Source organism: Zeaxanthinibacter enoshimensis (genome assembly GCF_004362865.1).
GTDB lineage: Bacteria > Bacteroidota > Bacteroidia > Flavobacteriales > Flavobacteriaceae > Zeaxanthinibacter > Zeaxanthinibacter enoshimensis.
On sequence record NZ_SNYI01000003.1, the window covers coordinates 97,246 to 109,660 of the forward strand.

12 protein-coding genes are annotated in these 12,415 nt (G+C 46.3%); 10 read left to right on the forward strand and 2 right to left on the reverse strand.

Features of this window, described 5'->3' with window-relative positions; genetic code table 11:
- Positions 1–3: 3 nt before the first annotated feature.
- The 10 genes from rpsK to ctlX all read left to right on the forward strand — a co-directional run bounded on the left by rpsK (position 4) and on the right by ctlX (position 10,365).
- Positions 4–408 (forward strand): 30S ribosomal protein S11, encoded by a 405-nt coding sequence (rpsK, locus tag CLV82_RS12135; RefSeq protein ID WP_133644619.1) that lies wholly within the window; start codon positions 4–6, stop codon positions 406–408.
- Between the two features lie 103 nt (positions 409–511).
- Positions 512–1,117 carry a 30S ribosomal protein S4 gene (gene rpsD, locus CLV82_RS12140; protein WP_133644620.1) on the forward strand — a complete coding sequence of 202 codons (606 nt, stop codon included), beginning with the start codon at positions 512–514 and terminating at the stop codon, positions 1,115–1,117.
- Positions 1,118–1,135: 18 nt separating this feature from the next.
- The gene (locus CLV82_RS12145) at positions 1,136–2,128 is read left to right on the forward strand and encodes a DNA-directed RNA polymerase subunit alpha (RefSeq protein WP_133644621.1); all 993 of its coding nucleotides are present in this window, start codon (positions 1,136–1,138) and stop codon (positions 2,126–2,128) included.
- 53 nt (positions 2,129–2,181) lie between these two features.
- Positions 2,182–2,685 (forward strand): 50S ribosomal protein L17, encoded by a 504-nt coding sequence (rplQ, locus tag CLV82_RS12150; protein ID WP_133644622.1) that lies wholly within the window; start codon positions 2,182–2,184, stop codon positions 2,683–2,685.
- A gap of 95 nt (positions 2,686–2,780) precedes the next feature.
- Complete coding sequence (gene carA / locus CLV82_RS12155) at positions 2,781–3,908, forward strand: glutamine-hydrolyzing carbamoyl-phosphate synthase small subunit (RefSeq protein ID WP_133644623.1); 1,128 nt, start codon at positions 2,781–2,783, stop codon at positions 3,906–3,908.
- A 100-nt stretch (positions 3,909–4,008) separates the two neighbouring features.
- Positions 4,009–5,301: a phosphopyruvate hydratase gene (gene eno / locus CLV82_RS12160; RefSeq protein WP_133644624.1), complete on the forward strand. Its 1,293-nt coding sequence runs from the start codon at positions 4,009–4,011 to the stop codon at positions 5,299–5,301.
- Between the two features lie 156 nt (positions 5,302–5,457).
- A complete protein-coding gene (locus tag CLV82_RS12165) occupies positions 5,458–7,005 on the forward strand; it encodes a glycogen synthase (protein WP_133644625.1) in 1,548 nt (515 codons plus the stop codon).
- 119 nt (positions 7,006–7,124) lie between these two features.
- Entirely contained in the window at positions 7,125–8,408 is a 1,284-nt protein-coding gene (locus tag CLV82_RS12170) for a citrate synthase (RefSeq protein WP_133644626.1), read from the forward strand.
- 14 nt (positions 8,409–8,422) lie between these two features.
- Positions 8,423–9,337 (forward strand): dimethylarginine dimethylaminohydrolase family protein, encoded by a 915-nt coding sequence (locus CLV82_RS12175; protein ID WP_133644627.1) that lies wholly within the window; start codon positions 8,423–8,425, stop codon positions 9,335–9,337.
- A 92-nt stretch (positions 9,338–9,429) separates the two neighbouring features.
- Entirely contained in the window at positions 9,430–10,365 is a 936-nt protein-coding gene (ctlX, locus tag CLV82_RS12180) for a citrulline utilization hydrolase CtlX (RefSeq protein ID WP_133644628.1), read from the forward strand.
- A gap of 30 nt (positions 10,366–10,395) precedes the next feature.
- On the opposite strand, the gene CLV82_RS12185 is transcribed toward ctlX, so the two are convergent.
- Together CLV82_RS12185 and CLV82_RS12190 are read right to left on the reverse strand one after the other, a co-directional pair.
- Positions 10,396–11,847, reverse strand: coding sequence for an SDR family oxidoreductase (locus CLV82_RS12185; protein ID WP_133644629.1), 1,452 nt, complete (start codon positions 11,845–11,847; stop codon positions 10,396–10,398).
- Between the two features lie 37 nt (positions 11,848–11,884).
- Entirely contained in the window at positions 11,885–12,310 is a 426-nt protein-coding gene (locus tag CLV82_RS12190) for a hypothetical protein (RefSeq protein WP_133644630.1), read from the reverse strand.
- Positions 12,311–12,415: the final 105 nt, after the last annotated feature.

A 12,415-nucleotide genomic window follows, 5' to 3' on the forward strand; every position in this document is an offset into this window, starting at 1 on the left:
AGTATGGCAAAGACAGGTGCAAAAGCAGGCACAAAAGCCGCAAAAAAGCGTAAAGTAATTGTAGAGTCTACCGGGGAGGCGCATATCACTGCCTCTTTCAACAATATCATCATTTCCCTGACCAACAAGAAGGGGGATGTGATATCCTGGTCATCCGCTGGTAAAATGGGTTTCAGGGGCTCTAAGAAGAATACTCCTTACGCTGCCCAGGTTGCTTCCGAAGAATGTGCAAAGATTGCGCATGAAGCCGGACTCAGGAAAGTGAAGGTCTATGTAAAAGGACCAGGTAACGGACGTGAATCCGCTATCCGCTCTATCCACAATTCCGGGATCGAGGTTACCGAGATCATCGATGTTACTCCGCTGCCACACAATGGCTGCAGGCCTCCAAAAAGAAGGAGAGTATAATTACATATAATAAACCTGAATAATTAATTTTTCACCGGGGGTGTAGTTACGATTATCGAAGGATTAGCCTTAATTCATAATCACACTTCCAAATTTATAGAAGATGGCAAGATACACAGGACCAAAAACTAAGATCGCTCGTAAATTCGGCGAAGCGATATTCGGAGACGATAAGTCTTTTGAAAAGAAAAACTATCCACCGGGACAGCACGGTAACAACCGTCGTCGTGGTAAGAAATCAGAATATGCTATCCAGCTGATGGAGAAGCAGAAAGCGAAGTATACCTACGGTATTCTTGAGCGCCAATTCCGTAACATCTTTGCACGTGCAAACCGTAGTAAAGGAGTTACCGGTGAGGTTCTGTTACAGATGTGTGAATCACGACTGGACAACGTAGTATTCCGTTTCGGAATCTCTACTTCCAGGAGGGGAGCACGCCAGTTGGTTTCTCACAGGCATATCACCGTTAACGGTGAAGTAGTAAATATTCCTTCTTATTCATTGAAAGCAGGAGACGTTGTAGGAGTTAGGGAGAAATCCAAATCCCTGCAGACTATCCAGGATGCTTTAGCTGCTAACAGCAGTGTTTACGAATGGCTGAGCTGGAATTCAGAAAAAATGCAAGGTACCTTTGTTGCGGTTCCAGAACGTATTCAGATTCCGGAGAACATCAAAGAACAATTAATCGTTGAGTTATACTCGAAATAAAACAACACAGATCTGACTATGGCATTATTTAATTTTCAGAAGCCCGACAAAGTTATAATGATTGATTCTTCCGATTTCGAAGGGAAATTTGAATTTCGCCCTTTGGAACCAGGATACGGTCTGACTGTCGGGAACGCGCTCAGAAGAGTTCTGCTTTCCTCTCTGGAAGGTTTTGCTATCACTTCTGTTCGAATCGATAAAGTAGAGCACGAGTTTTCGGTCATTGAAGGTGTTGTAGAAGATGTAACCGAAATGATCCTGAACCTGAAGCAGGTTCGCTTTAAAAGGCAGATCGAAGATGTGAACGAAGAAACTGTTTCCATCTCCGTAAGCGGGAAAGAACAGCTTACCGCCGGTGACTTCCAGAAATTCATTTCCGGGTACCAGGTACTGAACCCTGACCTGGTGATCTGTAACATGGATCCTAAGGTCAATATCAACATGGAGTTGATCATTGAAAAAGGTAGGGGATATGTTCCTGCAGAAGAGAACAAGAAGTCTAATGCACCAATCGGTAGTATCGCTGTTGATTCTATCTTCACTCCTGTGAAGAACGTGAAGTACAGCATTGAGAACTTCCGTGTAGAGCAAAAGACCGATTACGAAAAGTTGGTTTTTGAGATCATGACAGACGGATCTATCCACCCTAAGGATGCGCTTACAGAAGCGGCCAAGGTGCTGATCCACCACTTCATGCTCTTCTCTGACGAGCGTATCACCCTGGAAGCAGACGAGATCGCCCAGACAGAGACCTATGACGAAGAGTCACTGCATATGCGCCAGTTGCTGAAGACCAAGTTGGTAGATATGGATCTTTCCGTACGTGCCCTTAACTGCCTGAAGGCAGCCGAGGTAGACACCCTGGGAGACCTTGTATCTTTCAACAAGAACGACCTGATGAAATTCAGGAACTTCGGTAAGAAGTCCCTGACCGAGTTAGAAGAGCTGGTCATCAACAAAGGCCTTAACTTCGGCATGGACCTGTCAAAGTATAAATTGGATAAAGATTAAATTTGGCCCTGAGCCCGTTACCGACGGAGTAGGGATTATTATAGAATAGAACGATGAGACACGGAAAAAAGATCAATCACTTAGGAAGACAGACAGCTCACAGAAAGGCAATGCTGGCCAACATGGCTTGTTCCCTGATTGAACATAAGCGAATTAATACCACTGTGGCCAAGGCCAAAGCGTTGAAGCAGTTCATTGAACCTCTGATCACAAAATCAAAGGCAGAAAACAATAAGACTGCAGAAAAAGGTACCCACAACAGGCGTATCGTTTTCAGGAACCTCAGAGACAAGCACGCGGTTAGCGAGCTTTTCGATACCGTTGCTGAGAAAGTAGCAGATCGCCCGGGAGGATATACCCGAATTATCAAGTTGGGTAACCGGATGGGAGATAACGCTGATATGGCGATGATAGAGCTGGTAGATTTTAACGAGCTTTACAACGCCGGGGAGACCAAGAAGAAGAAATCTACCCGTCGAAGCCGAAGCAAGAAGACAGAAACCGCTCCGGCACCGGAAGCAACAAAAGAGACGAAAACTGACGATTCAGAAGAATAAGATGTTGAGAACTTTTAAAATACGGAAAAAGGATAGGCCTAAAAGCTTATCCTTTTTTTGTGTTTCTTTGTGAAACTTTTATAGCAAGAAGACTGATGAAGTACATTACCAGGAAAAAAGCACTAGTATTATTGGCAGACGGCACCATTTTTTATGGTAAGGCCGTAGGAGAGAAGGAAGGAACCGCCTTTGGCGAAGTTTGTTTTAATACCGGGATGACCGGTTACCAGGAGATCTTCACAGATCCGTCCTATTACGGGCAGATGATGGTCACCACTAACGCCCATATCGGGAATTACGGTACCAACGAGGATGAAGTAGAATCGGATTCGGTAAAGATCTCGGGTCTGATCTGCAAGAATTTCAGCTACACCTATTCCCGCCCGGCAGCAGACAAGAGCCTGCAGCAATTCCTTGAAGAGAATAACCTTTTCGCGGTCTCTGACGTGGATACACGTGCGCTGGTAGCGTACATCCGTGAACACGGGGCGATGAATGCAGTTATCTCTACAAGGATTGATGAGATCGATGCCCTGAAAGAGGAATTGAAAAAGGTGCCGGACATGGATGGCCTGGAACTGGCTTCCCAAGTATCGACCAAGGAAGCGTATTACGTTGGCGATGAAAATGCGCCGGTCCGGATCGCAGCCCTCGATATCGGGATCAAGAAGAATATCCTGAGGAACCTGGTAAAAAGGGACGCTTACGTAAAAGTATTCCCCTACGACGCGACCTATGAGGAAATGAAATCCTGGAACCCTGACGGTTATTTTATTTCCAACGGCCCTGGGGATCCTAAGCCCCTCAAAAGCGCTATAGAAGTGGCGAAGAATATAATAGCAGAAGACAAGCCCCTTTTCGGTATCTGTCTCGGACACCAGGTTATAGCCCTCGCCAACGGGGTCAGCACTTATAAAATGCACCACGGGCACCGCGGGATCAACCACCCGGTACTGAACCTGGAAACAGGCAAGGGCGAGATCACTTCCCAGAACCACGGGTTTTCAGTGAACAGGGAGGAAACAGAATCACACCCGGACCTGGAGATCACCCACGTGCACCTGAACGATCATACCGTAGCGGGAATGCGAATGAAAGGGAAACCGGTATTTTCTGTACAGTACCATCCGGAAGCAAGCCCGGGGCCTCATGATGCGGATTACCTCTTTGACCAGTTCTTTGAACTGATACAGTCTCGTGTTAATAATAAAGCTACGGTTTAACTAATTGTTATATTCCTCGCAATAGCCCGCCTTCGAAAGGGATCATCGGCAGTCTTTTGTATATTTGGAGCTAACCTTTTTACGATAAAACAGAAAACAAATGAGTATCATAATAGACGTACATGCGCGACAGATCCTGGATTCGCGCGGAAATCCAACAGTTGAAGTAGATGTGATCACCGAGAACGGGGTAATGGGAAGAGCTGCAGTTCCTTCCGGGGCTTCTACCGGGGAGCATGAAGCTGTTGAACTCCGCGATGGGGGCAAGGAATTTATGGGCAAAGGTGTAAGCCAGGCCGTAAATAACGTAAACGATATTATCGCTGACCAGATTCGCGGTATGTTGGTCTATGAGCAGAACCAGATAGACCAGGCAATGATAGCCCTGGACGGTACCAAGAATAAGTCAAAATTAGGTGCTAATGCAATCCTGGGGGTTTCCCTGGCTGTTGCAAAGGCCGCAGCGAACGAACTGGGCCAGTCCCTTTATCGCTATGTTGGCGGAGTAAGCGCCAATACGCTGCCTGTCCCAATGATGAACATCATTAACGGGGGGTCGCATTCAGATGCGCCTATCGCTTTCCAGGAATTCATGGTAATGCCGGTTAAAGCCAAAAACTTTTCCCATGCTATGCAGATGGGGACAGAGATCTTTCACCACCTGAAAAAGGTGCTCCATGACCGTGGACTTAGTACTGCCGTAGGGGATGAAGGTGGATTTGCACCTACCCTGGACGGAACCGAAGATGCTCTTGATACTATCGGGAAAGCCGTGAAGAATGCAGGCTATACTCTTGGTGATGATGTAATGATCGCCCTGGATTGTGCAGCAGCTGAGTTCTACGTGGATGGTAAGTACGACTATACGAAATTTGAAGGCAGCAATGGTGCTGTACGAACCTCTGAAGAGCAGGCCCAGTACCTGGCAGACCTGTGTGCAAAATATCCTATTATCTCTATCGAAGACGGTATGGATGAGAATGACTGGGATGGCTGGAAGGCCCTTACCAATAAGGTGGGGGATAAAGTTCAATTGGTAGGGGACGATCTGTTCGTGACCAATGTGGAACGTCTGTCAAGAGGAATAGAAAACGGAATTGCCAATTCTATCCTTATCAAAGTAAACCAGATCGGTACGCTTACAGAGACCATAGCCGCCGTGAATATGGCTAAGAATGCCGGTTATACCTCGGTAATGTCTCACCGCTCCGGTGAAACGGAAGACAATACGATCGCCGATCTTGCAGTAGCTCTAAATACCGGGCAGATCAAAACAGGATCTGCTTCCAGGAGTGACCGTATGGCGAAATACAATCAACTGCTCCGAATAGAAGAAGAGTTGGGCGATGTAGCATATTATCCGCAAGGCAATGCTTTTAAAGTAAAAGCATAAAAATAATTTTCCTGCCTAGCAGCGACAGGAAAAATTTGGATCAAAGCCGGGGAAATAACTTCCCCGGCTTTTTTTATGCTTTCTTTAACCTGGGGTTTGCAGGGAGAATAATTTATTAAGTATCTTTTGATTCCCTTATCCATTAGATTAAAACCTATGAACAATTTTCTTATAGTAGCAGCAGAAAACGACGGACTTGTCAAGTGTAAAGCCGGGGGAATGGGTGATGTGGTGCGCGACGTACCCAGGCAAATCTCGGAGCGGGGAGATACAGCACATGTGGTGGTTCCTGCTTATTCCCGTTTACATGTTGGGGGTAAATTTATCATGAACCTGGATTTTCAGCTACGCGGGCAGGCATATACGGCAGAATTATACGAGGTTACGCCCAAAAAAGCTTTCGATAACCTGACCCATTACGTGATACATCACCCGGAAATAACAGCCGGGGAAATAGGCCATATATATCATAATGATCCTGCGGAGCCGTTCTATACGGATGCCATCAAATTTATAGTCTTTTGTACCGCAGTGGCCGAAGCTGTCAGGCAGGAGGTATTCGGGTCCCTGGACGTCATTCACCTGCACGACTGGCATACCAGTTTGCTGCTTTTCCTCAAGACCTACCATCCCCAGTACAGCTCGTTAAAGAAACACCGCTTTGTTTACAGTATCCATAACCTGGCCATACAAGGGATAAGACCCTTTGATGACAACTATTCATCACTTAGAAACTGGTTCCCGGAGGTAGATTATGACCGGGATGCGCTTAAAGATTACCGTTACCAGGATTGTATCAACCTGATGGCAACGGGTATACGTCTTGCAGATGCAGTTCATACTGTATCTCCTTCGTATAAGGAAGATGTGCTGAAGCCCAGCAGGCCGCCGGAATTCATAGGAGGTGAAAGTCTGGAAGAGGATCTGAAACACGCCGATATGGAAGGCAGGTTATTCGGAATCCTCAACGGGTCTAATTATAAAAATATCCGGACCGCGCAGAAAAAGAATATCTACAGGAATACCATTCGCGCTATATTCCAATGGTTACAAGAAGAATCCAAGAAGTACAAGGCCGATTTCCTGGCCCATACCGGCGAGAAGGTCGTGGGACTGCTCAACCAGCCCCCGCGGTTTGTCTGTGCGAGTGTAGCCCGGCTGACGGAGCAGAAGTTTTATTTCTTTAAGAGATCCCCGGAATTACTGGCTGAAATGCTGGAGCGGCTGGACAAGGTCGGGGGGATATTTATGTTGCTGGGTACCGGGGACCCCGGCTATGAGCAACTGTTCCGGGAGATGAGTTACAAACACCCCAACTTCATTTTTACCAATGGTCAGTCAGAAGACCTGATCGATTCCATTTACCTGGAAGCAGACCTCTATATTATGCCCAGCCAGTTTGAACCCTGTGGCATCAGCCAGATGCTGGCGATGAGAAGTGGGACCCCTTGCCTGGTGCATCATACCGGGGGACTCAAGGATACGGTGACCCACCTGGAAACCGGGTTCGCTTTTGACGGGGAAACATTTGAGGAAAAACGAGCGAGTATGCTGGAAAGTTTTGACCTTGCTCTACACCTGTTCTTCAACGATCCCGTACAATGGAAAAAGATACAGGCCAATGCAAAAAAAATGAGGTTCACCTGGGCGAAATCAGTCGATGATTATTACAAGTACCTTTATGCACTCCCGGTGCGCAAATAAACCGTTTTTTCGGTAGTTCCGAGCGTTTGTTAATAAACCCTTAAATCCATTTTTCAATTGTTAAGATGGGTCTATTTTTCTTAAATTTACGGTCGAATAAATTAAACAGATTAAGATACATGTCAGATAAAGTTACACTGGAATACCAAGGCAAGAAGTATGATTTTCCTATCGTTGAAGGAACAGAAGATGAAAAAGGCATAGATATCAAGAAATTACGAGCCAAAACGGGTATCGTAACCCTTGATCCCGGTTATAAGAATACCGGTTCCTGTGAGAGTGCCATCACATTCCTCGACGGTGAGAAAGGTATTTTAAGATATCGTGGTTATTCTATTGAAGAACTTGCAGAACATGCATCATTCCTGGAAGTAGCTTTCCTGCTGATCTTCGGGGAACTTCCCAATAAAGAGCAGCTGGATAAATTCCATAAAGACATCAAGGCCGAGTCTCATGTGGATGAGGATATGAAGAAGATCCTGGATAGCTTCCCTAAATCGGCACACCCGATGGGGGTTCTGTCATCGTTGACTTCAGCTTTGATCGCGTTCAACCCGATGTCAGTGAACGTATCCTCGGAAAAGGATATGTACCATGCTATTATCCGCATACTTGCCAAATTCCCTGTGCTTGTAGCCTGGACGCTAAGGAAGAAAAAAGGTTTCCCGCTGGATTATGGGGATAATTCTTTAGGATACGTGGAGAACATTCATAAAATGATGTTCAAAAAACCTAACGAAGACTATAAGACCAATAAGATTGTAATAGAAGCTCTGGACAAATTACTCATCCTTCATGCAGACCACGAGCAGAACTGCTCAACCTCTACCGTAAGAATCGTAGGCTCGTCACATGCCGGGTTGTTCGCTTCACTATCCGCCGGTATTTCTGCCCTGTGGGGTCCATTGCATGGAGGTGCAAACCAGGCAGTACTGGAGATGCTCGAAGCCATTGAGGCTGACGGTGGAGATACTAAAAAATACATGGCCAAGGCCAAGGATAAGGATGACCCGTTCAGGCTTATGGGCTTCGGACACCGAGTTTACAAGAACTTTGACCCAAGAGCGAAGATCATCAAAAAGGCAGCAGATGAAGTGTTAGGAGACCTGGGAATAGAGGATCCTATCCTTGAAATTGCCAAAGGACTGGAAAAGGAAGCCCTCGAGGATCAGTATTTCGTAGAGAGGAAATTATACCCTAACGTGGATTTCTATTCCGGGATAATTTACCGTGCACTTGGTATCCCCACTGATATGTTTACCGTGATGTTCGCCCTGGGAAGACTTCCCGGATGGATCGCTCAATGGAGAGAAATGCGTTTAAATAACGAGCCAATCGGACGGCCAAGACAGATCTATGTCGGTGCCAAAAAACGCGCATTCGTTCCTGTAGAAAAACGCTAAACCCCCTTTATTACATGCTACATTTAAACGTAGTTAACGAGACCGACAGTTTAAAGGCGGTAGTCCTTGGTACTGCGAAAAGTCCCGGGCCTGTGCCTACGCCGGAATCAGCTTATGATCCAAAATCACTGGAGCATATCCTGGCAGGAACCTACCCTACCGAAGAGGATATGATCCGCGAGATGGATGCGTTTGACCAGGTGTTGAAGAAGCATGGGGTCAAGGTATACCGGCCGGAAGTCATTAAAGACTGTAACCAGATATTTTCCAGGGATATAGCGTTTGTTATCGATAATAAACTGGTAAAAGCGAATATCCTGCCCGACAGGGAGAACGAATTCCAGGCCATCATGCATGTACTGGATGCTATAGCCCCGGAAAACATATTGTACCCACCGGAGGAAGTACACGTAGAAGGCGGTGACGTAATGCCGTGGAACGATTATTTATTTGTCGGTACGTATACGAAACCGGATTACCCGGAGTATATAACGGCCAGGACGAATAAGGCTGCCGTAGAATACCTGCAGCGCCAATTCCCTGATAAGAAAGTCAAAAGCTTTGAACTGCGAAAGTCCAACATAAATGCCAAGGAGAATGCCTTGCATCTCGACTGCTGTTTCCAGCCAGTAGGGAAAGACAAGGCGATCCTGCACCGGAATGGTTTCCTCGTACAGGAAGAATACGACTGGTTGGTTAATTTCTTCGGGAAGGAAAACATATTCGAGATTACCAAGGACGAGATGTACCAGATGTTCAGCAACGTATTTTCCATTTCACCGGAGGTTGTGGTATCTGAAAAGAGTTTTACCAGGCTGAATGACTGGTTGCGTGCACAAGGTTTTACCGTAGAAGAAATTCCCTATTCAGAAATAGCAAAGCAGGAAGGCCTGCTGCGCTGTAGTACACTACCGCTGATCCGGGAATAAGTTCGTTCCACTTCATATAAATCTCAGGAGACTGTCTGCAGAAGAGAAATAAAGAATTAAATTTGCGGGCCGAAAAATTATTGAACGGAGTTATGAAGCAGATTACCAATGCCATCTTAATGGTAAGACCCGTGGGTTTCCGCATGAACGAACAGACCGCGGTGAACAATTACTTCCAGGAAGACCTCGCATTACAGAAAGAAGCGATCAATCATAAAGCGCAGCGAGAATTTGACGCTTTTGTACAGGTACTGAGAACTAAAGGAGTACATGTGGTCGTTGTGGAAGACACCCCGGACCCGGACACCCCTGATTCTATATTTCCAAACAACTGGGTTTCCTTTCACAGTGACGGGACGGTAGGACTATACCCTATGTTCGCAGAGAACCGAAGATTGGAGCGCCGTGAAGATATCATGGAAAAGCTGGAGGAAGAGGGCTTTATCATTAAGAACTTCATGGATTATACCTCGGCAGAAGAGGACGGTTTATTCCTGGAAGGAACGGGTAGTATTGTTCTGGACAGGGAACACCGGATAGCCTATTGCGCATTGTCTGATCGTGCTGATGAAGAACTGTTTATAGAGTTCTGCGAAGATTTTGAATATATGCCGGTCATTTTTACTGCATACCAGTCTGTCGATGGAAAGAGAATGCCGATCTACCACACTAACGTGATGATGTGCCTCGGGCAGAATTTCTCGGTAATATGTCTTGATACAATCGATGATAAGAAAGAGCGTAAGAACGTAGTCGCCCAGCTGGTTAACTCTGGTAAGGAGATCATAGAGATCAGCGAGGAGCAAATGCACAGCTTCGCGGGCAATATGTTGCAGGTAAAGGGAAAGGATGACCAACCTTACCTGGTAATGAGTTCAGCCGCCTACCACAGCCTGAGCAGGGAGCAGGTCAGTCGTATCGAAAAGCATTGTCCTATTCTACACAGTTCTTTAGAGACCATAGAAACATGCGGGGGTGGGAGTGCCCGTTGCATGATGGCCGAAATATTCCTGCCTAAGGCAGAATAAGCCGGGGTAAATCATAATAACTGACGAGGATTACGGAACCGGTTGAAAGGACGCCGGCTTGGATTTAGCGATATTATTGATCATGCCTTCAAAGATAAAGAAGTGAAAGGGCAGCATAGCGTACCAGTAAAGTCGCCCCCACAATCCTCTTGGCCTGAACGTCGCTGTCTGGTGGAGGACATTCTTATCGTCTATCCGGAATTCCAGCCAGGCTTCACCCGGGAGCCGCATTTCCGCGAATAGCAGCAGTCGTTTATGTTCTTTACTCGCCAGCAGCACTCGCCAGAAATCGAGCGAGTCTCCCGGGAATATCTTATCGGGATGGGTACGACCGCGTCGTAAGCCCACGCCCCCGTTAAGTTTGTCCATGAAACCCCGGAACTGCCACATCCAATTGCCGTAATACCACCCTCTGGCTCCCCCGATCTGCCAGATATTCTGCAATGCGGCTTTGGGATCTTCTAATTGTATTTTTTTTGCATCGGTAAGTACCCCGTATTTAGGAACCTGGATATATTTTTCGAGGTTCCGCTGGAAACGCCCACTGACCATGCTGTCTTTCCAGCTGCTGATCACCAGGTTCTGCTCTATTTTGCGGAAAGCCATCTTTATGGCTTCCTCGTAAGTATGCGTCTTAATTCCCAGAATCTCCTGAAGTTTATTGTCGCGGGCCACTACTTCCATTTTCATACTGTCTACCAGGTTGACGGCCAGTTTGTAAGATGTGGCAGTGACAAAATACAGCCAGTACGAAGATAGTTTCGGGGTCATTACCGGGACTGTAATGATCCAGTTCTTAAATCCCCTTACCTTGGCATACCTGTGCAGCATTTCCTTATAGGTAAGTACATCGGGCCCCCCTATATCAAAAGATTGATCGTAACAGTCTTCTCTCCCTAAAACCCCTGTCAGGAAATTGATCACATCGCGGATCGCGATAGGCTGGGTCTTTGTAAGCACCCAGCGGGGAGTGATCATGATGGGTAGTTTTTCACACAGGTCCCTGATAATTTCGAAAGAAGAACTGCCCGAACCGACAATGATTCCTGCTCTTAATACCGTAAGATGGTAATTCCCCTGGTACAGGATATCCTCAACATTCTTACGCGAGCTCAGGTGCTTGGATAATTTTTCCTCGTTGACGATGCCGCTGAGGTAGATCACCTGCTTAATGCCGGTACCCGCGACCATGGTGTTGAAATTCTGGGCAGAGAGCGCTTCCTGTTCATCAAAATCGCTGGTGGAAGAACTCATGGAATGGATAAGGTAATAAGCTGCTTCTATGTCATCCGGAAGGATAGCTGGATCCGGTTCTTTTAAAAAATCGACCTCTACGATCTTTACCCTTGCCCGGGTCTCTTCGTCCACGGAGAGCCGGTTCTCATCCCTGACTGCACATACTACCTCATGTCCCAGTTCCAGGAGTCTGGGCAATAAACGCATCCCGATATAGCCGTTAGCACCTGTGAGCAATATTTTCATGAACTGTCAGATTAAGATTATTCGCTGTGAGGATAGATCAGAGGTCTTCCAGGGCAGTAGGGGTGTTCCTGCTTTTAATTTCCATTACCTTTTTAAAGAATTTCTGAATGTTTGGCCTATCAGCCTTTACCTTGATAAAATGATGATCCATATACATGCTGTATACAAAAGCATCTCCTTTAAAAAGCGTGAGTTTGTAGTAGGGGATTACCAGGGCAAAAGTTTCCAGTAAAGAGCGGAAGCGTACAATGATACCCTTAGGACGGATCTCAACATTGCAGCTATCCAGGTTATTGTCCAGAATAAGCAGGTTCCTGATCTCGATACTGGTTTCGGTGATCCACAATTTAGGGGATCCAATCCCTCCCATGGCCCATCGCTCTTTCAGTGCAAAAGGTTTACCTACGAGGGAGTCTACTTCTGCCGTGATTTTTTTGTTGTTGTACGATACGTTGGCGAGCATAAATCCTGTTTCTTATAAAGATAACCAAAAGCCAGGCCAATCGGAAACCGGGCTAATCTATGTAATAGAAGCGCAAAAAATCATTAGTTTTGCAGCCTGATTCGC